This is a genomic window from Bradyrhizobium sp. ERR14 (genome assembly GCF_014198235.1).
Classification (GTDB): Bacteria; Pseudomonadota; Alphaproteobacteria; order Rhizobiales; family Xanthobacteraceae; genus Bradyrhizobium.
This window is the reverse complement of record NZ_JACIHD010000007.1, coordinates 266,830-292,267: the sequence shown is the minus strand read 5'-3', so window position 1 is coordinate 292,267 and position 25,438 is coordinate 266,830. Positions and strand designations below refer to the sequence as shown.

The window sequence follows — 25,438 nt, the reverse complement described above, 5'->3', positions numbered from 1 at the left end:
CTGTAGCTCACATCAAAGCGGCACCCGGGACCGGGCGGCCAGTGCGGTAGTCTTCTTTGGTGGGAGACCATGAAACTCAGGGGGCTTCTGACACTCGCGATGGCCGCACAGGTCGTGGTGACCGCGGCGGCCCTCCTCGCCTCTTATGCCGTGGCCGGACCCGGGTTCGGCATGGCCCAGTTCGCAGCCCTAATCGCAAGCGCCGCCGTTGCCGCGCTGCTCGTGCACCTCTGCAATCGCGCGATCGAGGGATCGGAGGACAAGCGCGCCGCCGGACGATCGGCGGAAGACGCGCGGGCACGCAGCGACAGCGCGCAGATGATGCAAGCCGTCATCAAGACCGCGCTCGATGCCTTCATTCAGATCGACGACAGCGGCGCCGTGCTGGAGTGGAGCTTTCAGGCCGAGGCCCTGACCGGATGGACGCGCGAGGAAGCGCTCGGTGCCGACGTCGTCGACCTCATCGTCGCCGAGCCGCTGCGGGCCGCCTTCAGGCAGCGCATGGCGCGGCTGGTGCCGGAATTGTCGGACACGCCGTCCGGCCTGCGCTTCGAGCTCGCCCTGATCCACAGGAACGGCGACCAGATCCTGGCCGAGGCGTCCAGCACGGTGTTGCGGCTGGGCGAGCGCGCCGTCATCAACACCTTCGTCAGGGACATCACCCAGAAACGCGCTGCCGAGGAGCAGTTGGTGCAGTCCCAGAAGATGGAGGCGGTCGGGCAGCTCACCGGCGGCATCGCGCACGAATTCAACAACATGCTCACGGTGATCACAGGCACGATCGAGATCTTGGCCGACGCCGTCAGGGACAACCCGCCGCTTGCGACCATCACCAAGCTGATCAGCGAGGCCGCCGATCGCGGCGCCGCGCTGACCTCGAGCCTGCTGTCCTTTGCCCGCAAGCAGGCGCTGCAGCCGGCCGAGATCGATGTCAACGCGCTGCTGGAAGAGCTGGCAAAGCTGCTGCTGGCGACCTTCGACAAGAAGATCGAGATCGTGACCAGGCTCGACCGCAACGTCTGGCTTGCCTATGCCGACCGCGGCCAGCTGAGCTCGGCGCTGCTCAACCTCGCGATCAACGCGCGCGACGCCATGCTGGACGGCGGCAGGCTGACGCTGACGACGCGCAACGTCGTGTTCGGCGTGCGCGAGGCCGTCGCGGTCGGCGCCGGCTATGCCGGCGACTATGTCGAGATCGAGATTGCCGACACCGGCACCGGCATTCCGCAGGCCATCCTGGAGCGGATCTTCGATCCGTTCTTCTCCACCAAGGACGTCGGCAAGGGCACGGGACTCGGGCTCAGCATGGTGTTCGGTTTCGTCAAGCAGTCCGGCGGCGGCATCAAGGTCGCCTCCGAAGAAGGACGCGGCACGATCTTCACGCTCTATTTGCCGAAGGCGGAGGCGAGCGCGCTGCGCCCGACCGGCTATGACGACCGCAAGATCATCGGGGGCAAGGAAACCGTGCTCTGCGTCGAAGACGACCGCGACGTCCGCCAATACGTCACGGTGCAGCTCGAAGGCCTCGGCTACAAGGTCATCCCGGCCGCCAATGCGACCGAGGCGCTCGCGATTGCGGCCGAAGGCACGCCGTTCGACCTGCTCTTCACCGACATCGTGATGGCCGGCGGCATGAATGGACGCGAGCTCGCCGAGCAGATGGTGGCGGCGCGCCCCTCTCTGCGGGTGCTGTTCACGTCGGGCTACGCCTACGATTCGCTGCACGCGCAGGGACGTGCGACGATGGGCGCGCCGCTCTTGAGAAAGCCTTACCGCAAGGCCGAGCTCGCCCGCATGCTGCGCCGCTGCCTCGACACCGCCGTCGATTCCGCCGGCGACGCGATCCCGACGCCCTATTCGGTGCAGGCTGATGTCGAGGCGTTCCTGCGCAGACAGGCGGCGGAAGACAACGGCACGACGCGGCCGCGGAAATAGCTCTCTCGCGCTAGCTCAATCGTCGCCGCAGCGTCGCCGATGGCGTCTCGCCAAATTTTTCGCGGTAGGCGCCGGCCATGCGGCTGAGATGGGTGAAGCCGAGATCGAAGGCGATGTCGGTGATGGAGGCATCGGGCGCGGCCTGCGCCAGGCGGGCGTGCAGACCGGCGAGGCGCATGTCGAGCAGCATCTGCGAGATCGACAGGCCGAAGTGACGGCGGAAGCCGAGCTGGAGCGCGCGGATGCCGATGCCGGCGGCACAGGCGAGCCGCGCAAGGTCGAGCGGCTCGCCGGCATTGTCCGCAAGATGGTCCCGCGCCGCGCGGAGCGCGCGCGGCAGCCGCTCGGCCTGCCCCGAAAACGTTTGAATCGCATCCGACAGGCCATGGCGCTGACCGTTGAGCAGGTGATCGAGCAGCAGCTCGCGCCAATCGGCCATCGCGACCGCCGACAGCCGGCCGGAGGGACCGAGACGCTCGGCAAGCATCGTCAGCTCGGCGAGACTACCGCGCAAGGCGCGCCCGGCCGGCGCCTCCAAATCGATCACGGGATCGAACTCGACCGTGCCTGATGCCCTGCCCGACAGCGCCGCGGCGCGCTGCTCGACCATGCGGCGATCAAACAGCAGGATCGCCTGCGCGCAGTCGCGCCACATCATCCGGGTCGGGATCGTCGGCGACAGCAGCGACGCCGTCCGCTCCGGCGCGGCGTCGAGCTCGGTCGTGCCGGCGCGAATATAGGCCGTGCCGGTGAGCGGGACCTGCACCAGGAAGAAGCGCTCGAGGCAGCCCGGATCGATGCCGACCGATCCGCCATAGGCCACGTAATTGATGGAAAAGCCGTCGAAGCCGGCGCAATTGTGCCGGGCGGAGAAGCCGGCCGCGCGCGCCTGTGCCGGCTTGAGATCGTGCGGGCAGAAGATGCGCCCGATCTGTTCGGCCGCTTCGTCGACATCGTCGGTGGTGACGCGGGCGAAATCCGCGAGCCGTTCGGCCGCAGGCGCCCTTGCGTTCATTTCCAGCACGGCTGCGGACATGGTCGACCACGCTTCGCGTCACGGAATTGCTTTAAGCCTATAATAGTTCCCCGGACGCGGAAAGGGCGGCTTCGGCAAAATCGTCATGCTGCAGGGCAACAGGCGCTCGCGGATTCGTTTAGCGGATAGACAGGCGACCCATTGTTGACTGAAGCTCCCTCCTCGCCGGAATCCATGGGAGAGCGCCATGACTGCACCTGAAAAGTCTGCACCTGAAAAGACTGCACTCGAAAAGGGCATTACCGCCGCTGGCACAGGCTACGGCGGCAAGAGCTGGAACATCCTGGGCCAGGTCTACTTCCCCAAGGCCGTCACCGACTCCACCTTTGCATTCGAAACCAACAGCGATCCCGGCCAGTTCGTCCCGGTGCACATCCATCCGACCCAGGACGAGTTCATCCTGGTGCACGAGGGCACGCTCGACCTCAAGCTCGATGGCAAATGGGTCCAGGCCCATGCCGGCGACCTCGTGCGCATGCCGCGCGGCATCCCGCACGGCTATTTCAACAAGTCCGACAAGCCGTGCCGCGCGCTGTTCTGGGTCTCGCCGATGCAGAAGCTGGAGGCGCTGTTCAACCGGCTGCACAATCTGACCGACCCTGCCGAAGTCGTGCGCATCTCGGCGCTGCATGAGGTCGACTTCCTGCCGCCCGAGGCCAACGACTAGGCAGCCCGCCTCCTCGTCCACTTTCATCTGCTTGCAGCTCGGCCGGCCGCGCCTTGCGGCCGAACGTGGCCGCTTGCCCGCGGAAAACACATTGATTGCGAGCCAATCCCATGGTCAGCCCCAAGCATGTCTGCGTGATCGGCGCCGGCGTCTCCGGCCTTGCTGCCGCCAAGGCATTCTCCAGCCGCGGCCACCGCGTCACCATCGTCGAGCGCAGCGCCGATCTCGGCGGCGTCTGGGAGCCGGCGCGCTCCTACCCTGACGTGCAGACCCAGAGCCCGAAGGAGCTCTACCGCTACACCGACCGCGCCATGCCGGAGGCCTATCCGGAATGGCCGACCGGGCCCCAGGTTCACGCCTATCTCGCCGACTATGCCAGGAGCTTCGGTCTCGACCGCATGCTGCGCCTTGGCACCGAGGTCGCCGGCATGGCGCGCCGCGCCGACGGCAAGCCGGGCTGGACCCTCGCATTGAAAAACAGGGACGGCGCGACCACGAACGAGGATTTCGATTTCGTCGCGGTCTGCACCGGGCAGTTCAACGAGCCGCGCGAGCTGCATTGCCCCGGCGAGGACGCCTTTCTGGCCCAGGGCGGGCAGATCCTGCATTCGTCGAAATACGGCGATCCCACGCTGGCGAAGGGACGCCGCGTGGTCGTACTCGGCGGCTCGAAGTCCGCGACCGACATCGCCGTCAACGCGGTGAAATCGGGCGCACGCGAGGTCACCATCGTGATGCGCGAGCCGGTCTGGCGCATCCCCTATTTCATCGGCGGGGTCGTGAACTTCAAGCGCATCCTCTACATCCGCGCGCAGGAGGAGATGTTTCCGGGCTGGGGCGCCAGCGCCATGGCGCGGCTGGCGCACCGCCTCGCCGCGCCGCTGATCTGGGCCAATTGGCGCGGGCTGGAAAGCCTGCTCAAGGCGCAGCTCAAGCTCGGCCGCTGCAACATGGTGCCGAAGGAGCGGATCGAGGATGGCGTCAACTGCTCGGTGCCGATCGCAACGCCGGGCTTCTACCCGATGGTCGCCGACGGCCGCATCAAGGCGGTGTTCGGCACCTTCGATCATTACGAAGGCGACAGTATCGTGATGAGCGGCGGCGAGCGCGTGAGCGCCGACGTCGCGGTGCTCGCGATCGGCTACAAGCTCGGCGTGCCGTTCCTGCCCGCGGCCTACAAGCAGAAGCTGGTCGATGCCGACGGGCAGTACCGGCTCTACCGCCTGATCGCCAACCCTGACCTGCCCGAGCTCGGCTTCGTCGGCTTCAACTCGTCATTCTGCACCGTGCTCTGCGCCGACCTCGCCGCCAACTGGCTGGTGCGCTATGCCGACGGCCAGCTCGCGAACCAGCCGACGGCGCGGCAGATGCACGACAACATCGAGATGATGCTGCACTTCAAGCGTGTCGAGCGGCCGGCCGCGGGCGTCTATGGCGGCCTCTGCGTCGCGCCCTATCACTACCGCCATTTCGACGAACTGATGGCCGACATCGGCACCAAGAACCAGAAGACCGGCGGGCTCAAAGGGCGCTTCCAGCCGCCGGATGCGGATGCCTATGCGAAATTCCTGGCGACGGCGCCGGACTATCGCGCGGCCTGAGCAGAAGAATTGCGGCCGAGCGGGATTTGCATCTCGCCAGCCCTCGCCTCCAATGCTTACGATCTCCCTGGCATCGAATCGACAGGAAACGGCCATGGGATCCAGACGTCTTGCCGCCACGGTCTTTGCGGCTGTTGCCTTCTTCGTCGCGGCGCCGGCCGTCGCACAACAGCGAGCGCTCACGCCGAAGCAATCCGAGGCGCTCGCCACCTATGAGCGGGCGCTCGGCGATTTCAAGTCGATCCTCGCCGAGCGTCGGCGCCAGATCGAGGCGAAGCAGCCGCTGCCGAATCTCCCTGGACAGGCGCTCTATCTCGCCCGCGTCGCCGTGATCAGTTCTTACAAGGATCTCACCGACGCCATGCCGTCACGGATCGGCAGGCCCAACAAGTTCGAGATTCCTCCGGCCTATTTCGACGCCGACATCGAGCCGCTGATCGACGAATATTCAAAACTGTTCGACGTCATGGAGGCGCCGCCGGCGAATGCCCAGAACTCGCCGACGCCGTTCAAGGACGTCGTCGATCTCGCGACAGTGATCGCGCGCGCCAAGGGGCTTGCGCCTGAACACGCAGCTGCTGCGGGGCGCATCAGTCTCGGGCTGTTCTTTGCCGAGACCAACGGCAAGCAGAACGTCCGCAACGGACGCTCGAACACCTATATGGGCAGCTTCCAGACCGGCCCCTCCGAAGACCGCAACGGCCGCAGGAAATGGGAGGCCATCAAGGGCGAGATCGCCGCGATCGATTCGGCCTTAAGCGCGCGCGACGACAAGGAGGAGGCGCGGGCGCGCGGCACCGATCGCCGCTTCAATCACTGGACCAATGTGCGCGACGGGCTGATGAACGCACATGCGGATGTATTCCGTGAGATCCCTGGAATCGTGAAGACGCTACCCGACCCGATCGACCAGATGAAGCTGTTCGAATTGATCCAGATCGTGCCCACCCCGACGAGATCGGCGCTGAAGTCGGGCGACCTCCTGAACTACAGGGTGTCGAGCCCGACGATCATGAAGCATCTGCGCAACAACAGCATCTTTGCTTTCGGACAGGCCGACCGGGCGCGCAGCTCGGCAAGCTTCCGCGAGATCCTCGCCGCGATGTGGCTGTTCAACCGGAAGTTCGAGAAGGCGATGGCGAAATATGCGGAGATCAAGCCGCGCTGACGATCGGTTGCAAATGCGACCATAAATTGTAGCCTCGCGATCTTATCGACGGCACGGACAATGTCATGCGCATGCTCATTCTCGGCGGCAGCCAGTTTCTCGGGCGTGCGATCGCCACTCACGCTTGCGCCACAGGCCACGACGTGACTTGCGCAGCCCGCGGGCTCGCGGGGCCGATCGCCCCGGGCGCACGCTTTGTGCGGATCGATCGCGACGTAGCTGACGGTCTTGCGCCACTGCCCGGCGAAACGTTCGACGCTGTCGTCGACGTCTCGCGTCATCCCGGCCAGGTCCGCCGCGCGGTCGCGGCGCTGAAGCGGCCGGGCGTGCACTGGACCTTCGTCTCCACGATCAGCGTGTATGCGGACAACCGGATACCGGGACAGCGCGCCGACACGGCGCCATTGCGCGAGCCTGCGGCCGAGGATCTGGAGCACAGCACCGATGCCATTTACGGCGCGGCCAAGGTCGCCTGCGAACAGGCGGTCGGCGGCGATGCCTTCATCTGCCGTGCCGGCCTGATCGCAGGGCCGGAGGACCCGACCGGGCGCTTCGCTTATTGGCCGACGCGGCTCGCGCGCGGCGGCGAGGTGCTTGCGCCGGGATCGCCTGACGACGCCGTCCAGTTCATCGATGTCCGGGATCTTGCGCAATGGATCGTGCATGCGGCGGAAGTTCGGCTCACCGGCATCTATGACGGGATTGGACCAGTGCGCTCACGCGGCGAGTTCATGGCCGAATGCGCATCGGCGCTGAACGCATCCTGCACATTCACCTGGGTCGATCGGGCGTTTCTCGAGGCACACGACGTGCGGCGCTGGGCGGGTCCGCGGTCATTACCGCTGTGGCTGCCGCTGCCCGACTTCGCCGGTTTCCTGACTCGCGACACCTCGCCCGCGCGCGCGGCCGGATTGATCTCGCGACCGCCGGGAGACACCGCGCGCGATACGCTGCATTGGCTTCACATCAGCGGCGGCCCAGTCGTCGGGCTCACTGGCGATGAAGAGAAGGACGTGCTCGCCGCGTGGCACGCGGAGAGAGTGACCCAAGTCTCCGGCCTGTAGCTGTCTGTCAGCGTCTTGAGGAAGGCGACGAAATCCGCCTCAAAGTCGCTTGGTGAAATGGTAGCGGCGAATGCCGCCGCCCAGCGTCTTGTTGCTGGAGGCATCGGCGATCTCTTCGCGCACGTTCTCATATCCCGCGTTACGATACAGCGCCAGCGCATCCTCCTGAAGCTCGGACGTACTCAGCTGCAACTGCAGACGATCGCGATGGCGGCACTCCTGCTCGGCAAACGCCAGCATCTTTCGCGCAATGCCGCGGCGCCGCGCCGCGGGAGCGACGTACATGCGCCGTAACTCCATCGCATGCTCGCCAAGGGCCTCTAGTCCAAACATACCAACGATTTCGTCGCCATCGACAGCGACCCAAAAACCGCCGTTCCGGCTCGAATAATAATCGGAGAGCCGATCTATCTCCTCTGCGAGCGAGCGACTAATGTATCTTTCAAACGCCTCCTCCAAGCGCGCTGGCGCCAACAGACGATTTACCCGGATGAACAGCTCCCGCACAGGAACTGCATCGGGCGGTGAGAAGGCGCGAATCTGAATCTCTCTTGTCATGGAGCCGCGCGCATTACTCCGTCCGGATCGGCGAATCCTTCAAACCATTATTGTCATAGGCCTTCCGCAGCGTGCCGTTCGTTGTGGCCTCGGTCATGAATTTGGTGACGAAGGCCAACGGCTGCTCATGGCCGAGCGGCACGGCGACGGCGGTCACTGTCTTCTTGAACGTCTCGTCCAGCACCTTTGTCCCCGGAATCTTCTGGGCCATCTTGTTGAGCTGGTCGCGCGACAGCGCGAAGGCGTCGATCTCGCCGCTCCTGAGCAGGCCGAAGATCTCGTCATAGGCCTGATAGCCCGTGACCTTTGCATGCTTCAGATGCGCGATCGCACCGCGCATGGTGGTGGTGGCGTTGACGGCCGCGACCTTGAATCCGGGCTGGTCGAGCGTCGCAAAATTGCTGACGTTCGAGCCGGGCTTGACGATGTAGGTGGCGTCCGCGACCTCGTAGATTGGGCCGAACATCATCTTGGTCTCGCGCTCGGGATCTTTAGGAAGCCAGGTGACATCCCAAGTGCCTTTGCCAGCCGCGTCGGTGATCTGTCCGGAGTTCTGGTGGACGACATATTCGACGGGCACGCCGAGCTGGGCGGCCATCGCCTTGCCGAGGTCGACGGGAACGCCGGCATAGCCGGCTTCGGTCTTGGTCGACCAGAATGCGCCGCCTGCGGGGCTGATGGCGATCGCGACCCGCAGCTTGCCGGTCGGTGCGATCTCGTCCTTCAGACCGTCTGCTAGCGCCGGCATGGCGACCATCGCTGCGAGAACGAGGCCGGCAAGGCCCGAGTGGAGGGACGTGGGCATGTCATGTTCTCCTCACCTCTTCTTCTTGGCTTCTTCCCGGCTGGCTCGCACGGTCTTTGACACAATTCTGGTCGATCGTGCGCTCGGTGAAAAGCGGTCTGTCATGACAAATCTGTCAAAGGCCACACCGCCCTGTGCAGCGCAAGGCCGGCGACTGCCATGGCTATGGTGTTCCACGGCCGGACATTTGTTGATAGCCTGCCGCACCGACAGACGATACTCGGGGGCTAGCGAATGACCTCATCGAATCCCGCATCTCCTGCACGGCGCAATGAAGCGTGGAGACAGGCCGGGCGGACACTGGCCGCCGCTGCGGCCGTGGTCGCGCTGGCCGGTTGCGAGGACAAGAACACGTTCGTGGCACCGCCGCCGCCCAAGGTGGACGTGGCAACGCCCGTGCAGCGTCCGGTGACGCACTACATCGAAGCCACCGGCAACACCGCGCCGATCAAGAGCGTCGATCTCGTGGCGCGGGTGCAGGGCTTCCTGCAATCAATCGACTATCAGGACGGCGCCTTCGTCAAGCAGGGCACCCAGCTGTTCACGATCGAGCCCGAGACCTACAAGCTCAAGGTCGAGCAGGCGAAGGCGGCCGAGGTCGGCGCGCAGGCCACGGTCAAGCAGGCCGAAGCCGATTTCAAGCGGCAGGTCGAGCTCGTGCAGCGCCAGGCGGTCTCGCAATCCACCCTGGACACCTCGACATCGACCCGCGACAACGCTCAGGCCAACCTCCAGCAGGCCCAGGTCAATACGAGGCTGGCCGAGGTCAATTACGGCTACACCAGGGTGACAGCGCCGTTCGACGGCATCGTCAGCGCCCACCTGGTCTCGGTCGGCGAGCTCGTCGGCGTCTCCTCGCCAACCCAGCTCGCGACCATCGTCGCCATGGACCCGATCTGGGTGAACTTCACGGTCAACGAGCAGGACGTGCTACGCATCCGCGCCGAAGCGGCCCGCCGCGGACTGACCCCCGCCGACATGAAGCAATTCCCGATTCAGGTGGGACTGCAGACCGAGACCGGCTATCCGCATGAGGGCAAGCTCGACTACGTCTCGCCGACCCTCAATACATCAACCGGCACGCTCGCGGTGCGCGGCGTCGTGCCCAACGACAAGCGGGTGCTGCTGCCCGGTTATTTCGTCCGGGTGCGCGTGCCGTTCGACCAGGAGAAGAGCGCCCTGCTCGTCCCCGACACCGCGCTCGGCAGCGACCAGGGCGGCCGCTATCTGCTGGTGGTCAACGGCGACAACGTCGTCGAGCAGCGCAAGGTGCAGATCGGCCCCGTCGACAACGGCCTGCGCGTCATCGAAAGCGGCTTGAAGCCGGACGACCGCGTCGTCATCGCGGGACTGCTGCGGGTGATCCCTGGCCAGAAGATCGATCCGCAAACAACGAAGATCGAGCAGCCGCAGGCGTCTGCCAAGTAGGAGCGCCAGCCATGATCTCAAAATTCTTCATCGAGCGGCCGGTCCTGTCGAACGTCATCGCGCTGTTGATGATCCTGATCGGTGGCGTCGCGCTGTTCAATCTCGCTATCGCGCAATACCCCGACGTGGTGCCGCCGACCGTGCAGGTCACCACGCGCTATCCCGGCGCCAGCGCCAAGACCGTGATCGACACCGTGGCGCTGCCGATCGAGCAGCAGGTCAACGGCGTCGAGGACATGCTCTACATGCAGTCCTACAGCGGCTCCGACGGTACCTATACGCTGACCGTGACCTTCAAGATCGGCACCGACCTCAACTTCGCGCAGGTGCTGGTGCAGAACCGCGTCTCCAGCGCATTGTCGCAGTTGCCGCAGGCCGTGCAGAACCAGGGCGTCACCGTGCAGAAGCGGTCGACCTCGATCCTGCTGTTCGTGACGCTGACCTCGCCGGATTCGAGATACGACAGCCTTTACCTGAGCAATTACGCCACCATCAACATCCGCGACGAGCTCTCCCGCCTGCCCGGTGTCGGCAACGTCACCGTGTTCGGCGCCGGCCAGTATTCGATGCGGGTCTGGCTCGATCCGAACAAGCTGCAGGTCCGTGGCCTCGTGCCGCAGGACGTCATCAACGCAATCCAGCAGCAGAGCCAGCAGGTCTCCGCCGGCCAGGTCGGCGCGCCGCCGACACCGCCGGGACAGGCGTTCCAGTACACGCTCAACGTCAACGGACGGCTCGACGACACCAGCCAGTTCGAGGACATCATCGTCAAGTCGGGCAGCAGCGGCGACGTCACGCGCGTCCGCGACGTCGGCTGGGTCGAGCTGGGGGCGCAGACCTACAGCCAGATCTTTTCGCTCAACAAGCAACCGGCCGTCGGCATCGGCGTATTCCAGTCGCCCGGCGCCAACGCGCTCCAGGTCGAGCAGGCCGTCGAGAAGAAGATGGCGGACCTCGCCAAGCGGTTCCCGGAAGGCATCAAATACGACACGCCGTTCGACACCACCAAATTCGTCGAGGCCTCGGTGCACGAGGTCTACATGACGCTGATCGAGGCCGGCCTCTTGGTGCTGGTCGTGATCCTGGTGTTCCTGCAGGACTGGCGCGCGATGCTGGTGCCGGCGACGACCGTGCCTGTCACCATCATCGGCGCCTTCGCCGCGATGGCGGCGCTCGGCTTCACCATCAACATGTCGACGCTGTTCGCGATCGTGCTCGCGATCGGCATCGTGGTCGATGACGCCATCGTCGTGGTGGAAGGCGCCGCCCACAACATCGAGCAGGGCATGAACGGCCACGACGCCGCGATCAAGGCGATGGACCAGCTGTTCGCGCCGATCGTCGGCATCACGCTGGTGCTGATCTCGGTGTTTCTGCCGGCCTCGTTCCTCGCGGGGCTCACCGGGCGCATCTATTCGCAATTCGCGCTGGTGATCGCGGCGACTGCGCTGCTCTCCGCCATCAACGCGGCGACACTGAAGCCGACGCAATGCGCGCTGTGGCTGCGGCCGACTGTGCCGCCCGAGCAGCGCAATTTCTTCTACAGAGGTTTCAACGCGGTCTATAACCGCGTCGAGCGCGGCTACACACGACTGATCACCTTCCTCGTGAAGCACGCCACCATCTCGGTCGCGTTCGCGCTGCTGGTGATCGGCGCCAGCGGCTACGGCCTGTCGCGGGTGCCGACCGGCTTCCTGCCGATCGAGGACCAGGGCTATCTGATCGCCGCCGTGCAGCTGCCCGACGGCGCCGCGCTGGAGCGGACGCAAGCCGTGCTCGACAGAGCGAGCGGTCTGATCAAGGAGACGCCCGGCGTGGCGCAGGTCATCACCATCGCCGGCATCTCCGCACTCGACAACAGCGCCAGCCTTGCCAATGCCGGCGTCGCCTACATCATCCTGAAGGATTGGGATGCGCGCAAAGGCCCCGGCGAGGATCTGCGCTCGCTGGTGTACGGGCTCAACGACAAGCTCGCCACCATCATGGAGGCGCGCACGCTGGTGCTGCCGCCGCCGCCGATCCAGGGCATCGGCAACGCCGCCGGCTTCTCGATGCAGGTCGAGCTGCGCGACGGCAACAGCGATTTCGCCAAGCTGCAGGCGATCACCGGCGCGATGGTCAGCAACGGCCAGAGCCAGAGCGCGCTGCAGCGCGTGCAGTCCTCGTTCCGCTCCTCGGTGCCGCAGTTCAACGTCGAGATCGACCGGGTCAAAACCCAGACGCTGCACGTCACGACGGACCAGGTGTTCTCGGCGCTGTCGACCTATCTCGGCTCGTCCTATGTCAACCAGTTCAACAAGTTCGGCCGTGTGTTCCAGGTCTACACCCAGGCCGATCCCGCCTTCCGCGTCACCGAGCGCGACATCGCCAACATGCAGGTGCGCAACTCGAACGGCGACATGATCCCGATCGGCACCGTCGCCAAGATCACGCCGGCCACCGGACCGTCACTGATCAGCCTCTACAATCTCTATCCGTCCTCGACCGTGATCGGCCTGCCGGCGCAGGGATACTCCTCCGGCCAGTCGCTGAAGCTGATGGAGGAGATCGCCGACAAGACGCTGCCGCCGGGCACCGGCTATGAGTGGACGGCGATGTCCTATCAGGAGAAGGCGGTCAGCAACCAGATCTACTGGGTGTTCGGCCTTGCCATGCTGCTGGTCTATCTCGTGCTCGCCGGGCAGTATGAGAGCTGGTACGCGCCGATCTCGGTGATCCTCGCGGTGCCGCTGTCGCTGCTGGGGCCGATGCTGATCCTCTCCGGGCTCAAGATCGACAACAACCTGTATTGCCAGATCGGGCTGATCCTCCTGATCGCGCTGTCGGCCAAGAACGCGATCCTGATCGTCGAGGTCGGGCTGGAGCTGCACGGCCGCGACGGCAAGCCGGTGGTGGAGGCCGCGATCGAGGCGGCGCGTGCGCGCTTCCGCCCGATCCTGATGACCTCCTTCGCCTTCATCCTCGGTGTGGTGCCGCTGGTGCTCGCCACCGGCGCCGGCGCCAGCGCGCGCAAGTCGATCGGCATCACCGTCTTCTCCGGCATGCTGGCCTCGACCTGCCTCGCCGTGCTGTTCGTGCCTGCCTTCTTCGTGGTGGTGCAGCGTTTCGAGAACTGGCGGGCGAGCAAGAAAGCGGTGAAGGTGGAGGCTGTGGCGGAGGTGAAGTAGTAAGGGTTGGTTTGGATCAGCGGCGCCGTGAGTTCGGAGTAACCTCTCCCGCTTGCGGGAGAGGTCGGCGCGTAGCGCCGGGTGAGGGCTCTCACCTCTGGGTGAATGTCCCAATGCGGAGACAGCCCTCTCCCCAACCCTCTCCCGCAAGCGGGAGAGGGAGCGCACCAGCTGCGCGGATGCAGCCGACCTTAAGCCTTCTCCGCCGGAGCCTGCCTTGCCTCGCCGCTCGACACCAGCAGCACCGAGACTTTCGACTGCCGGAGCACGGCGTCGGCGACGCCGCCGAAGGACAGGTGGTCGGCCTGGATGCGGTCGACGCCCATGACGACGAGATCGACGTCGGTGGTGTCGATCTCGCGCAGGATCGCGGCTTCGGGCGCCCGGTTCACCCGCAGCGTGGTGGTGATGTCAACGTCATAGCGGGCGGCGAGATCGCTGGCGTCCTTGAGAATGCCCGCCTCCTGGCCGAGGCCACGGGAGGCGCCACGCTGCGCGCCCTTGTCGCGCGTGGTCGCGACATAGATCACTCGCAGCGAGCCTGATCCTCCTTGCGCCAACGCGACCGCGACCTCGGCGCCGCGCTTGGAGATGCCACTGCCGGAGACCGGAACGAGGATGTTGAGCGCCTCGGGCGCCGGCTGCTTCAGGTGCTTGCCCTTGGCCGCGACGATCGCGAGCGGCCCTTCGAACTTTGCGGCGATGTCGTCGATCCTCCGGTCGAAACGGTCCTTGGTCGCGATGACCTTGTCGATGCCAACCACCAGAAGATCAAAACCCTTGCGCGCTTCATCGGCGATGGTCTCGCCGAGCTCCGCCTGCCGCGCGCGGGTGACGACATCGACGTTGCCGGCCTCGCCGTCGCCATGGGCGGACACGACTTCGGCGGCTTTCTTCACCACCGCTTCGTGGCTCTCCTCCTGGTCGCGGCCCTTCTCCCGCTCCTTCGCGCTTTTGCCGATATGCAGGACGGTGATCGGCAGGCCGCGCATGCCGGCGATCAGGCCGGCGATGTGCGCGGCAAAGATGGCGTTGGCGCTTTCGTCCACCGCCAGCAGAGGGCGCTCGAGATTGGCGAGGAAGCCGCGCTTCTCGAATTCCTCCCGCTCCAGCCGCTCCTTCTCGTCCTTGTTCATCGGCAGCCTTGCCAGCGCCGCGCGCAGCATCGGCGGCATCGCCATCGTGGTCACGATCGCCATGGTCACGATCATCGTGAACAGGTTCTGGCTCAGCACGCCGATGGACAGGCCAATGGTCGCGATGATCACCTCGGTCGAGCCGCGGGCATTCATGCCGCTCGCCAGCGCCAGCGATTCCCGATGGTTCAGGCCGCCCAATGTGCCGCCGACGAAGGCGCCGCCGAACTTGCCGACGCTGGCGATCACGACCAGCAGGCCGGTGAGCATCAAGAGATTGGGATCACGCAGCACCGACAGATCAGCGCTGAGGCCGGCAAGGCCGAAGAACACCGGCATGAAGAAGGCGGAGATCAGCCCGCGCAGGCGCTCGTCGATCTGCCGCGTCAGGATCGGAGATTCCCCGACCAGGATGCCGGCGACGAAGGCCCCGAGCACGGTGTGCACGCCGATAAGATGCGTGATCAGCGCCATCACGCTCATCAACAGCAGGATCACAGTGATCACCGCCGCCGCGCTGACGAGATTGTCGTTGGCCCAGCGGATCAGCTGGAACACCAGACGGCGGCCGATGGTGAAGCTGACGGCGAGGAAGGCGAGCGTGCCCAGCACGGCTTTCGCCACCGAGGCGATATCCAGCGTACCGTGCGAGGCCAGGCTGAAGATGACGGCGATGATGATCCAGCCGATGGTGTCGTCGATGACGGCGGTCGCCACGATGATCTGCCCGACATTGCGGCGCATGAAATTCATCTCGCGCACCACCACCGCGACGATCTTGACCGAGGAGATCGAGAGCGCCGTGCCCATGAACAGCGAAGCGACCAGGCGCTGTTGCGGATCGGGCAGTAGCGCATCGGGCAGAAACTCTCCGAGCGCGAAGCCGCAGGCAAAGGGCACGAGGATGCCGGCGATCGAGATCGCGATCGCGGCCCTGCCGACTTTCCGGACCAGCTTGAGGTCGGTCTCCATGCCGGTGAGCAGCAGCAGGAGCAGGATGCCGAACTGGGCAATGCCGTCGATCATCGCCTTCTGCTCGGGGGTCTTGGGGAAGATCGCGTGCTGCGCTTCGGGCCAGATCCAGCCGAACAGCGACGGTCCGAGGATGATGCCCGCGAGCAACTCGCCGATCACCGAGGGCTGGCCGATCCGCTGCATGATCTCGCCAAGACCGCGCCCCACAGCGATCAACAGCACGATCTGCGCCACCAGCAGGAATTCGGACGGGCCGGCCGATTTGCCGCCCTCGGCACCGGCCGCAATGGTGGTGAGGACAAGCGCCGCGGGGACGAGGCCGACCGGACGGAGCAGGCGCCATGGCATGCAGGTGTCTTTCCCCCTTTGCCTGCCCCGAGGTTGGGGCCACGAGGATAGAACCCGCGGGACGTGGAGCGGGTTCCCGGTTCACGGGGCGGGATATTCACCGTCATTGCGAGCGCAGCGACCTGTTCGCCGAGGCCTTGGCGAAGGGGACTCGCAACTCTGGGTCCCGGCTCTGCGCTGCAATCACGCGTTGCGGCTTGTCCGGGACACGAGGCGCCTCACACCGGCTGTGGCGTCCGGATCTCGCGCGGCAGGATGATGGCGGCTGCGATTGCCAGCAGGCAGAGCGCGGCGAAGGCGTGCAGCATGGTGACGAACCCGCCCTGCTCGTAGAGCCAGGCGACCAGGCCGACCGAGGCGCCGGCCGCGGTGAAGCCGATGAAGTAGCGCACGGCGTAGGCGCGCGAGCGCCATTCCTCGCTGGTGTACTTGCCGACCATGGCATCGTTGACCGTGACCTGCCCGAATGCGCCCATGACGATGCCGATCGAGACCAGGATCAGCGGCAGATTGTTCAGGCTGGCGGCGAGATAGAGGAACGGCGCCAGCATGAAGGACAGCGGCAATGCCACCGTCTTCAGCGAGTAACGGTCGAGCAGCCGGCCGATCGTGTACTGCGTCATCGCGCCGAACACGTAGACGCAGGCCGCGATGATTCCGAGCAGCGCCGGGCTCTTCGTCAAATCCGCGAGACGCTCCGCGAACAGCTTTGGCAGCGCCACGGTCACCGCGTTGAAAGTCGTGGAGATCGCGATCACCACGATCAGCAGCGACAGCACCACGCGCCACATGTCCTGCTTGGCCACCCGCGCCTGCGCCGCGGCCTGCTTGGTGCCCTTGCGGTCCTCGTGCACGACCATCATCGCAAAGGCGACGCCGATCAGGATCGTGACCACGCCGGGAACGATGAAGGCGAAACGCCAGCCGAGATATTGGCCGATCACGCCTGTCACCAGCGCCGATGAGGCCACGCCGAGATTGCCCCAGACGCCGTTGATGCCCATCTCGCGGCCGAGCCGGTCGGCATAGGACACGATCATGGCGGTGCCGACGGGATGGTAGATCGAGGCAAAGATGCCGATCGCCAGCAGCGCCGCGCCGAGCTGCGCCGGGGTCTGCACGAAGCCGACCGCGATCATGGAGAGGCCGATGCCGACGAAGAAGATCAGCATCATGTGGCGGCGGCTCCAGCGGTCGCCGAGCCAGCCGGTGAGCAGCGAGCCGGCGCCGAAAGCCACAAAGCCAGGTGTCGCGTAGGGCAGAAGTTCCGAATAGGCCATGCCGAGCGCCGGCCCCATGATGATGACGGCGGCGGCGAAGATCAGCATCGAATAATGGTCGATGAAATGGCCTGCGTTGACGAAACTGATGACCCGGCTGGGGCTGTTCATACGAATCCTCTCCTGCTCCGAAATGAGTTATATGTCCTCCCCATGACGGGATGCTGCCAATGACTGTCTTGGAAACGCCAATCTTGGAAACGCCAATCCTGCGGGAGGTCCGGAGCAACCACCGCTCGCCCGCGGGCGTGCACCTGGTGGCGCGCGACTACCCCAAGGGTTTGCGGATCGATCCGCATTTGCACCGCGAGGCGCAGCTGATCTATGCGGCCAAGGGCACCATGCAGGTGACGACGCCGGGGGGACGCTGGCTGGTGCCGCCGGACCGCGCGGTCTGGGTCCCGGCCGGGCTCCAGCATGCCATCGATCTGCTCGCCGACATCGAGATGCGCACGCTGTATTTCGACCTGTCCTGGCTCAAGCGCGAGCAGCGCTATGACGGCCTGACCCGGGAATTCGTGGTGCGGGTGTCACCGCTGCTCAATCAGGCGATCCTGGCGCTGTTCGACGCGCGCAACACGGAGGAGCGCACCGAACTGCTGGTTCGCCTCGTCATGCTGGAATTGCACCAGGCTGAGGATTCCGCGACCTTCGTGCCGCTGCCGCGCGAGTCGCGCTGCCGCCGCGCCGCCCTGATCGTGCTCGACGATCCGACCGGCCTGCACGACATCGACACGCTCGCGCGCGAGGTCGGAACTTCCGCGCGGACGCTGTCGCGGCTGTTCTCAACGGAAACGCAGCTGAGCTTCAAGAGCTGGTGCCAGCGCGCGCGGATTGCTGCGGCGATCCAGCGCCTGTCGACGGATGCGAATGTGTCGGTGAAGCAGCTCGCAACCCAGCTCGGCTATGCCAGCGTGCCCGCCTTTTCCGCGGCGTTCCGTCAGGTGACGGGGCGGACGCCGACGGAGTTTGCCGGCAAAGCTTGAGGCAGCCTCGGCTTGCGAGCACAGAACTCGTAGGGTGGGCAAAGCGCCGCCGTAGCTCGAGGAGCGAAGGCGGAAGCGTGCCCACGGTTTCTTCGCTGCAGTCAAAGGATCGTGGGCACGGCGCAAGGGCGCCTTTGCCCATCCTACGGCAGCTCGTTTGGGGTGAGCACACCCGCTCCCTCAACGCCCACGCTATGCCGTCATTCCCCAAACGCACGGCCCAACTAAAGTTGCCGCATTCCTCCGCTTGATTGTGATCGGTTTCCGCCCAAATCCCGTGTAAGCTTCGGCAACGCACAAACCTGATACGAAAGCCCCGATGGCCAACGCCTTCTTCTCCGACCTGCTCGCCACGATCTCCGAGCGCGGCCGCACGCTGCTTCGTCGCGGCGAGTCCGCCGACACCAGACGGGATGCCGACGGGCTGATCGATCTCTGCGATGCGCTGCTGTCGGGCCGGGGCGAGGCATCGGGCATCGCCATCGCGCGTGAGGTGCTCGACATCTACCGTGAGCTGGATGCGGCGGGACGCCGCGCCTTCTTCCACGGGCTGGTGCGCGATTTCGGTCCGGACCGGGAGCGCCTGGCCAAGGCGATCGAGAAATGGCGCGCCGCGCCGAGCGACGAGGACGCGAGCTCGCTGCATTTCGCCTCGGAGCCGCGGCGGCAGGAGCTGATCCGCCGCCTCAACCGTGCGCCCGGCGGCACCGGCGATCTCGTCAACATGCGCGCCGATCTGCTCGGCATGATGAACGGCCACACCGACCTCGCCGCGCTCGATCGCGACGTCTCGCATCTTCTCTCTTCGTGGTTCAACAGGGGATTTCTCGTGCTGCGCAGGATTGACTGGTCGTCCCCGGCCAACATCCTCGAAAAGATCATCCGCTACGAGGCCGTGCACGAGATCTCCGACTGGGACGATCTGCGCCGCCGCATCGATCCGGTCGACCGCCGCTGCTACGCCTTCTTCCATCCCGCGATGGTCGACGAGCCCTTGATCTTCGTCGAGGTGGCGCTGACCGAGACCATCCCGGGCGCGATTGCTCCGCTGCTTGCAGTCGACCGCCAGCATCTGCCGATCGAGCGCGCGCGCACCGCCGTGTTCTATTCGATCTCCAACACCCAGCGCGGTCTCGGCGGCATCTCCTTCGGCAGCTTTCTGATCAAGCAGGTGGTCGAGGAGCTGCGCCGTGAAACGCCCAAGCTCGACACTTTCGTGACGCTGTCACCGGTGCCGGGCTTCATGCCATGGCTGAAGCAGGACAAGGACCTGCCGCTGTCGGACGAGGACCGCGAGGTGCTGAAGCGCCTCGACGATCCCAAATGGTTCGAGAGCCCCGAGACGACGGCACAGCTCCGCGCCGTGATCGAGCCGCTCGCGGCACACTACTTCCTCAAGGCGCGCACGCCGAAGGGCAAGCTGATCGATTCCGTCGCCCGCTTCCATCTCGGCAACGGCGCCAGGCTGGAGCGCATCAACTGGCTGGGCGATCTCTCGCCGAAGGGCGTGCGGGAATCGGCCGGCGTGATGGTCAACTACCTCTATCGTCTCGACGACATCGAGAAGAACCACGAAGCCTACGCCAATGACGGCGAGGTGGTGGCGTCCAGTGCGGTGAAGAAGCTGCTGAAGGGCGAAGGAAGGCGGCTGCTGGATATGCGGCTGTCGTAGGCCACACAGTCAGTCGTCGTCCCGGACAAGCGCAGCGAAGCGGAGCGCAGATCCGGGACCCAAAACCACAGGATTGGGTTTGGCGAAGACTCGGTGTCAGCTCGCTCCCTAACCTCTCCCTGGGGTTATGGGTCCCTGCTTTCGCAGGGACGACACCGAGTAAGTGGCGCGATTGTCGCGCGCCACTCGCGCTTAGCAACCCCTACTCCGCCAGCGCCTTCATTTCCTTGTAGAGATCCGACTTGCCCTCGAAGCCGATGCCCGGAAGGTCCGGCATGGTGATGTGGCCGTTCTCGACGCGCACGCCATCCGGGAAGCCGCCGTAGGGCTGGAACAGGTCGGGATAGCTCTCATTGCCGCCGAGGCCTAAGCCGGCTGCGATGTTGAGCGACATCTGGTGGCCGCCGTGCGGGATGCAGCGACTGGGGGACCAGCCGTGGGTCTTCAGGACTTCCAGCGTGCGCTGGTATTCGCAGAGGCCATAGGACAGCGCGCAGTCGAATTGCAGCCAGTCGCGGTCGGGGCGCATGCCGCCGTAGCGGATTAGGTTGCGGGCGTCCTGGTGGCTGAAGAGATTCTCGCCTGTGGCCATCGGGCCCGGATAGAATTCGGCGAGCGCGGCCTGCAGCGCGTAGTCGAGGGGATCGCCGACTTCCTCGTACCAGAACAAGGGATAGTCGCGCAGCATCTTGGCGTAGGCGATGCCGGTCTCGAGGTTGAAGCGGCCGTTGGCGTCGACGGCGAGCTGCGCGTCCTTGCCGATCTCCTTCAGTACCGCCTCGATGCGAGCGCGATCCTCGTCAATGGGCGCGCCACCGATCTTCATCTTCACGACGTTGTAGCCGCGGTCGAGATAGCCGCGCATCTCACCACGCAGCATCGAAAGATCCTTGCCGGGATAGTAATAGCCGCCGGCGGCGTAGACGAACACGCGCGGATTGGCTTTGACGCCGTGACGCTCGGCGAGCAGGCGGAACAGCGGCTTGCCCGCGATCTTCGCCACCGCGTCCCAAACCGCCATGTCGATGGTGCCGACCGCGACCGAACGCTCGCCATGGCCGCCCGGCTTCTCGTTGGTCATCATCGCGCCCCAGACCTTGTCGGGGTCGAGATTGTCGCCAGCCGCATTCAGCAGCGACTTCGGATCGGCCTCGGTGATGCGCGAGGCAAAACGTTCGCGGATCAGGCCGCCCTGCCCGTAACGGCCGTTGGAGTTGAAGCCGTAGCCGATCACGCGCTTGCCGTCGCGCACCACATCGGTGACGACGGCGACGAGGCTCGTCGTCATCTTGGTGAAGTCGATATAGGCGTTGCGGATCGGCGAGGAGATCGGTTTTGTAATTTCGCGGACGTCGACGATGCGGACGGACATAGGGTGGCCTTGGGTGTTGAGAGGAATTCGCCGGACTGTCTCCCCGTCATCCTGAGGTGCGAGTGATGGGGCGCTCAGCGCCCCATCGGGAGCCTCGAAGGATGAACGGCCGAGGTGCAGCCGGGCTGTCGCCCTTCGAGGGCCGCTGAAGGAGCGGCCACCTCAGGGTGACGGTCTTGCATTTGGACGCGCGGCGGATTCGCATCGCCCCGGAATGACGGCGGTCTATTTCTTATCCCTGAAATACGGCTCCACCGGGCCGTGCACCTTGATGGTCAGCGGGTTGCCGTGGCGATCCTTGGCGTTGCCGGCGGTGACGCGGACCCAGCCTTCGCTGATGCAGTATTCCTCGACATTGGTCTTCTCGACGCCCTTGAAGCGGATGCCGACGTCGCGCGCGAGGATGTCCGCGTTGTAATAGGGGCTGTTCGGATCGACCGACAGGCGGTCCGGGAATTCGTCGCTCATGATTGTCTCGCTCACAACAGTGTTTCGATTTGATTCCGCAATCCTTCGGGCCGCGCGGTCGGCGCGTAGCGCGCGACCACCTTGCCGGCACGGTCCACCAGGAATTTGGTGAAATTCCATTTGATGGCGGCGCCGAGAAGCCCGGATTGCTGACGTTTCAGGTACTCATACAGAGGGTGCGCATTGGCGCCGTTGACGTCGATCTTCTCGAACAGCGGGAAGGTGACGTCGTAATGGGTCGAGCAGAACGCCTGGATCTCGTCCGCCCGCCCCGGCTCCTGCGCGCCGAACTGGTTGCAGGGAAAGCCGAGCACCGAGAAGCCGCGCGGCGAGAGATCGCGATGCAGATCTTCCAGGCCGCGATATTGCGGCGTGAAGCCGCATTTGCTCGCGGTGTTGACGATCAGCAGCACCTGCCCCTCGAAACGTTTCAGGGCGACCTCCTCGCCGGCAAGCGAGTTGGCCTTGAAATCGTAGATCACGGACATCGCTAACCCACGGGATCGATCGGCGACGGCGGCACGCCGCCCGCCTCGATCGCCTCGCCTGCGAGCAGGCACAAATCCTCGCGATAGCGGCCGGAGACGATGTGCACGCCGACGGGCGCCTTGCCGACGAGACCGGTGGAGACCACAAGGCCCGGCAGACCCATGAAGGGAATGGCGATCTGCGGCAGCTGCGCTTCCCAGACCCGCTTGAACGACTCGTCGTCCTTGCGATCAAGATGATCGGGGAACGGCAGCTCGCCGGACACCGGCGTCAGCAGCACCGCGTACTTTTCGAAGAATTGCATCCAGTCGCGGGTCAGCGTGGCTCTTCGGGTCAGCGCCTTGGCGTAATTGGCCTGGTCCATCGGCGTGACCCTGGCGCGGTTGCCGCGCAGGCACGCCAGCGCGCCGGGATCGCCCTCGCGCTCGGCCATCTCGAGCTGGGCCTCGTAGCCGTCGCCGAGCCAGAGCTTGATCTGCCACTCGACCGCCTCGCGCATCGGCGGCGTGTCCTCGATGATGTCGACGGTCCAGCCCGCGCGCTCCAGCCGCTTGCCGGCATCGCTCACCGCCGCCTTCACCTCCGGCGTCGTCGCAAGGCCGCCAGGATTGAGGCAGAGCGCGGCGCGCTTGTCCCGTGCGGGGCCTTCCAGCGGCACCGGCACGAACCAGGGATCACGGATGTCGCGGGCCGACATCGCAGCCAGTGAAATCCTGAGGTCGTTGACGGTGCGCGCCAGGGGACCCGAGACCGCCATGATCTGCGGCCCGATCGGACGCTCCGGCAGCGCCGGGTTGAAGGCGGGGATGCGGCCGAGCGTCGGGCGCAGGCCGTGCACACCGCAGGCATAGGCGGGATAGCGGATCGAGCCGGCAATGTCGGTGCCGTGGGCGATGTGGCCGATGCCGGCCGCGACCGCCGAACCGGCGCCACCGGACGAGCCGCCCGGGGTCAGCGAGGCATCGCGCGGGTTCTTGGTGTCGCCATGAACGAGGTTGGTGGTGAACCAGCGATACGAGAAGGCCGGGCAATTGGTGCGGCCAAGGAGAATGGCGCCCGATTTCCGGAAATTGGCGACCACCGGATTGTCCTCGCGCGCGATCAAATCGCGCTGGAGCTTGAGGCCGTTGGTGGTGGCAAAGCCCTCCTGATCGACATTGGCCTTGATGGTGACGGGAACGCCGGCGAGCACGCCGGAGTCCTCGCCGCGCGCGATGGCGGCGTCGACGGCGTCGGCCTGCTTGAGCACGTCGTCTGGCCGGTGGTCGATCACCGCGTTGAGCTGGGGATTGACGGCGTCCAAGCGGGCGAGCCCGGCCTTGGCCGCCTCCCGGGCGGACACCTTTTTGGACTTGACGAGGGAGGCGAGGTCGGCAGCCGACAGGCGCCAGAGATCTTGCATGGCTTGCTCCGTGTAACCGGCGTCTTTTAGCGCCGGGAACGCGGCAAAGCCATGCGGATTTCGCAGGGGCGAAGGCGCTGGGGCGCCGGGTGGTGCCTCATTCTCCGTCGTCTTTGCGAGGAGCCCTTGCGACGAAGCAATCCAGACTTCCTCCGCGGAGAGTTTCTGGATTGCTTCCGCCTTCGCCAAGGCTTCGTCGGACAAGTCGCTGCGGTCGCAATGACGGGGAGAGAGCGGGGGCTAATGCCGCGTCGCGGACGCGTCCGGGATGTCCAGCAGCGCCTCGGTGAAGGGAAACTCCAGCACGATCTCGCCTTCGGCGTCGGTGACCTCGATCACGGCGTCCAGCAGGGCGCGCTGGGTGCCCTCGGATTTCACCACTTCAAGGATCATCTGGCGGGCGACCTCCCAGGCGCGGTCGGGGTTGCGCAGATCCTCGCCTTCGGGATCCACGATCAGTTCGTCGCCGATACGGGTATTGAAGTAGTATCTGGGCATCATCGAGATCCAGTTGGGTCGCCTGTACCGGATTGAAAGCTGCACTGCACTCACAACTGCTTTATCAGGACAGGGTTCGCGACCGAATGCGCCGAACGCAAGGCAGCGCCCCAGAAGTGAGCGTTCCCGAAGGCTTTTTTTTCGCGGCGCAACATGAGATTCTCGGGAAAATTTCACTGGCGAACTTCCCGGCGCGCATTAATTTAACGGGTGGGCGATACGTCCGAATTCGCGAAAATGGAGTGCCAAAATGGCTTGGAAAGCCCCGAAGATCGTCGAAGTGCCCTGCGGCATGGAAATCAACATGTATGTGAGCGCCACCCGCAAGTAAGCGGTTGGTGATCTGCGTTCAGCGCAGGTGGGTCTTTCGGTCACGACCGGTTTCCGAATGAGGGAAATCGTGTCGGCCTGAGATCCACCTCGCGACGTTGCTTCCAGGAGACGGATCATGCTTCGCGTCGTCGTCCTGGGCGCCGCAGCCGGCGGCGGAGTGCCGCAATGGAATTGCGGCTGCGAGGGCTGCCGGGCGGCCCGTGAGAACGGCCATGAGCTCTTGAGAACCCAGGCCTCGGTCGCCTTCAGCGGCGATGGCGAGCACTGGTTCCTGATCAACGCCTCACCGGACCTCCGCCAGCAATTGAATGCCACGCCGCAGCTGCACCCCAAGGCCGGGGCGCTGCGCCATACGCCGATTGCGGGCGTGATCCTGACCAACAGCGAAGTGGATGCGGTGGCCGGCCTGCTCTCGATGCGCGAGAGCTCGCCGTTCACGATCTATGCGCATGAGAAGGTGCTGGCGATCCTTGCCAGCAACAGCATCTTCAACGTGCTGAACGAGAAGCACGTGCGGCGCCAGCCGATGGCAATCCGCGAGCCATTCGAGCCGCGCCTGCCCGACGGCACCCGCTCCGGACTGGAGGTGCTGTCCTTCGCAGTCTCTGGCAAATCGGCCTGGTATCTGGAAGGCAAGGCGCATCCCGGCGGGGACAGCGGCGACGGCGACACGCTGGGCCTGAAGGTCACCGACAAGGCGACCGGCAAGTGCTTCTACTTCATCGCGGCCTGCGCCGAGGTGACCGACGCGCTCAAGGCCGAGATCGACGGCGCTTCGCTCGTGTTCTTCGACGGCACGGTCTGGCAGGACGACGAGATGATCAAATGCGGGCTCGGCCAGAAGACCGGCAAGAGCATGGGACATGTCGCCATGTCCGGCGAGGACGGCGCCATCGCACGGCTGGCCGACCTCGCTATCGACAGGAAGATATTTCTGCATATCAATAACTCGAACCCGGCGCTGCTACCTACCTCATCCGAGCGCAAGGCCGTCGAGGCGGCGGGCTGGCAGATACCGGCGGATGGAACGGAGATCGTGCTGTGAATGCG

The 25,438-nt window shown here is 65.3% G+C and carries 21 protein-coding genes; 11 read left to right on the top strand and 10 right to left on the bottom strand.

Features of this window, described 5'->3' with window-relative positions; translation table 11 throughout:
• The first annotated feature begins 69 nt into the window (after window positions 1-69).
• Window positions 70-1,935 (top strand): ATP-binding protein, encoded by a 1,866-nt coding sequence (locus GGD62_RS21730; RefSeq protein WP_183710128.1) that lies wholly within the window; start codon window positions 70-72, stop codon window positions 1,933-1,935.
• A 10-nt stretch (window positions 1,936-1,945) separates the two neighbouring features.
• Here the strand turns inward: GGD62_RS21730 and GGD62_RS21725 are convergent, their stop codons facing one another.
• Window positions 1,946-2,971: an AraC family transcriptional regulator gene (locus tag GGD62_RS21725; RefSeq protein ID WP_183710126.1), complete on the bottom strand. Its 1,026-nt coding sequence runs from the start codon at window positions 2,969-2,971 to the stop codon at window positions 1,946-1,948.
• A gap of 187 nt (window positions 2,972-3,158) precedes the next feature.
• On the opposite strand from GGD62_RS21725, the gene GGD62_RS21720 reads away from it, so the two are divergent.
• The 4 genes from GGD62_RS21720 to GGD62_RS21705 all read left to right on the top strand — a co-directional run bounded on the left by GGD62_RS21720 (window position 3,159) and on the right by GGD62_RS21705 (window position 7,471).
• Window positions 3,159-3,638 (top strand): cupin domain-containing protein, encoded by a 480-nt coding sequence (locus GGD62_RS21720; protein ID WP_183710124.1) that lies wholly within the window; start codon window positions 3,159-3,161, stop codon window positions 3,636-3,638.
• Between the two features lie 110 nt (window positions 3,639-3,748).
• The gene (locus GGD62_RS21715; protein WP_183710122.1) at window positions 3,749-5,239 is read left to right on the top strand and encodes an NAD(P)/FAD-dependent oxidoreductase; all 1,491 of its coding nucleotides are present in this window, start codon (window positions 3,749-3,751) and stop codon (window positions 5,237-5,239) included.
• A 94-nt stretch (window positions 5,240-5,333) separates the two neighbouring features.
• Window positions 5,334-6,407, top strand: coding sequence for a hypothetical protein (locus GGD62_RS21710; protein ID WP_183710120.1), 1,074 nt, complete (start codon window positions 5,334-5,336; stop codon window positions 6,405-6,407).
• A gap of 65 nt (window positions 6,408-6,472) precedes the next feature.
• Window positions 6,473-7,471: an NAD-dependent epimerase/dehydratase family protein gene (locus tag GGD62_RS21705; RefSeq protein ID WP_183710118.1), complete on the top strand. Its 999-nt coding sequence runs from the start codon at window positions 6,473-6,475 to the stop codon at window positions 7,469-7,471.
• 39 nt (window positions 7,472-7,510) lie between these two features.
• On the opposite strand, the gene GGD62_RS21700 is transcribed toward GGD62_RS21705, so the two are convergent.
• Both GGD62_RS21700 and GGD62_RS21695 read right to left on the bottom strand, forming a co-directional pair.
• The gene (locus GGD62_RS21700; protein WP_018318562.1) at window positions 7,511-8,029 is read right to left on the bottom strand and encodes a GNAT family N-acetyltransferase; all 519 of its coding nucleotides are present in this window, start codon (window positions 8,027-8,029) and stop codon (window positions 7,511-7,513) included.
• A 13-nt stretch (window positions 8,030-8,042) separates the two neighbouring features.
• Complete coding sequence (locus GGD62_RS21695; RefSeq protein ID WP_183710116.1) at window positions 8,043-8,834, bottom strand: ABC transporter substrate-binding protein; 792 nt, start codon at window positions 8,832-8,834, stop codon at window positions 8,043-8,045.
• A 234-nt stretch (window positions 8,835-9,068) separates the two neighbouring features.
• Here GGD62_RS21695 and GGD62_RS21690 point away from each other — a divergent pair, with 234 nt between their 5' ends.
• Window positions 9,069-10,262: an efflux RND transporter periplasmic adaptor subunit gene (locus tag GGD62_RS21690; RefSeq protein WP_183710115.1), complete on the top strand. Its 1,194-nt coding sequence runs from the start codon at window positions 9,069-9,071 to the stop codon at window positions 10,260-10,262.
• A gap of 11 nt (window positions 10,263-10,273) precedes the next feature.
• Complete coding sequence (locus GGD62_RS21685) at window positions 10,274-13,429, top strand: efflux RND transporter permease subunit (protein ID WP_183710114.1); 3,156 nt, start codon at window positions 10,274-10,276, stop codon at window positions 13,427-13,429.
• Between the two features lie 191 nt (window positions 13,430-13,620).
• Here GGD62_RS21685 and GGD62_RS21680 read toward each other — a convergent pair whose 3' ends face one another.
• Together GGD62_RS21680 and GGD62_RS21675 are read right to left on the bottom strand one after the other, a co-directional pair.
• Entirely contained in the window at window positions 13,621-15,888 is a 2,268-nt protein-coding gene (locus GGD62_RS21680) for a cation:proton antiporter (RefSeq protein ID WP_092253618.1), read from the bottom strand.
• A 218-nt stretch (window positions 15,889-16,106) separates the two neighbouring features.
• Window positions 16,107-17,279 (bottom strand): MFS transporter, encoded by a 1,173-nt coding sequence (locus GGD62_RS21675; protein WP_179736328.1) that lies wholly within the window; start codon window positions 17,277-17,279, stop codon window positions 16,107-16,109.
• A 50-nt stretch (window positions 17,280-17,329) separates the two neighbouring features.
• On the opposite strand from GGD62_RS21675, the gene GGD62_RS21670 reads away from it, so the two are divergent.
• Together GGD62_RS21670 and GGD62_RS21665 are read left to right on the top strand one after the other, a co-directional pair.
• The gene (locus GGD62_RS21670) at window positions 17,330-18,154 is read left to right on the top strand and encodes a helix-turn-helix transcriptional regulator (protein ID WP_183710112.1); all 825 of its coding nucleotides are present in this window, start codon (window positions 17,330-17,332) and stop codon (window positions 18,152-18,154) included.
• Between the two features lie 319 nt (window positions 18,155-18,473).
• Window positions 18,474-19,826: a malonyl-CoA decarboxylase gene (locus tag GGD62_RS21665; RefSeq protein WP_183710109.1), complete on the top strand. Its 1,353-nt coding sequence runs from the start codon at window positions 18,474-18,476 to the stop codon at window positions 19,824-19,826.
• Between the two features lie 202 nt (window positions 19,827-20,028).
• Here GGD62_RS21665 and tarD read toward each other — a convergent pair whose 3' ends face one another.
• The 5 genes from tarD to GGD62_RS21640 all read right to left on the bottom strand — a co-directional run bounded on the left by tarD (window position 20,029) and on the right by GGD62_RS21640 (window position 24,055).
• A complete protein-coding gene (gene tarD / locus GGD62_RS21660) occupies window positions 20,029-21,198 on the bottom strand; it encodes a D(-)-tartrate dehydratase (protein ID WP_183710108.1) in 1,170 nt (389 codons plus the stop codon).
• A gap of 225 nt (window positions 21,199-21,423) precedes the next feature.
• Window positions 21,424-21,666 (bottom strand): DUF3297 family protein, encoded by a 243-nt coding sequence (locus GGD62_RS21655; RefSeq protein ID WP_038950952.1) that lies wholly within the window; start codon window positions 21,664-21,666, stop codon window positions 21,424-21,426.
• 11 nt (window positions 21,667-21,677) lie between these two features.
• Window positions 21,678-22,154, bottom strand: coding sequence for a glutathione peroxidase (locus tag GGD62_RS21650; protein ID WP_183235047.1), 477 nt, complete (start codon window positions 22,152-22,154; stop codon window positions 21,678-21,680).
• 2 nt (window positions 22,155-22,156) lie between these two features.
• Entirely contained in the window at window positions 22,157-23,557 is a 1,401-nt protein-coding gene (locus GGD62_RS21645) for an amidase family protein (protein WP_183235046.1), read from the bottom strand.
• A 240-nt stretch (window positions 23,558-23,797) separates the two neighbouring features.
• Window positions 23,798-24,055 (bottom strand): DUF6894 family protein, encoded by a 258-nt coding sequence (locus tag GGD62_RS21640; RefSeq protein WP_026202038.1) that lies wholly within the window; start codon window positions 24,053-24,055, stop codon window positions 23,798-23,800.
• Between the two features lie 250 nt (window positions 24,056-24,305).
• Between GGD62_RS21640 and pqqA the strand changes: the two genes are divergently transcribed.
• Together pqqA and pqqB are read left to right on the top strand one after the other, a co-directional pair.
• The gene (gene pqqA, locus GGD62_RS21635; protein ID WP_007595659.1) at window positions 24,306-24,386 is read left to right on the top strand and encodes a pyrroloquinoline quinone precursor peptide PqqA; all 81 of its coding nucleotides are present in this window, start codon (window positions 24,306-24,308) and stop codon (window positions 24,384-24,386) included.
• A 117-nt stretch (window positions 24,387-24,503) separates the two neighbouring features.
• Window positions 24,504-25,433: a pyrroloquinoline quinone biosynthesis protein PqqB gene (gene pqqB, locus GGD62_RS21630; RefSeq protein ID WP_183710106.1), complete on the top strand. Its 930-nt coding sequence runs from the start codon at window positions 24,504-24,506 to the stop codon at window positions 25,431-25,433.
• The last annotated feature ends 5 nt before the right edge of the window (window positions 25,434-25,438 follow it).